At 42.6% G+C, this 251-nt stretch carries 1 pseudogene; it reads right to left on the bottom strand.

From position 1 onward, the window contains the following. Window positions 1–251, bottom strand: a pseudogene (locus tag SB773_RS33530) (DHH family phosphoesterase); the annotation flags it as partial.

Here is a 251-nt window from a genome sequence, read left to right as displayed (position 1 = left end):
ATCCCCATATGGATCTTCATTAGGATGATGGTCAATCTTAATCAGTTTATCCCCCGTCATATACCTTGAATCTCAAATCCGGTCGGTATTGGCGGTATCACAAACGATGAACAAAGCACCTTGATATGTTTCATCAGAAATCACATCGAGCCTTCTTAAATAATTCAGTGACGGTTCTTCTTTCCCAACCGTATAAATCCGCTTTTCAGGGAAAGATGCCTTCAGGATTTCCGCCAATCCCCCCTGTGAAC

It is taken from the genome of Bacillus sp. SIMBA_074 (assembly GCF_046534555.1).
GTDB classification, from domain to species: domain Bacteria; phylum Bacillota; class Bacilli; order Bacillales; family Bacillaceae_G; genus Bacillus_A; species Bacillus_A mycoides.
This window is presented reverse-complemented; position numbering and strand designations above follow the sequence as displayed.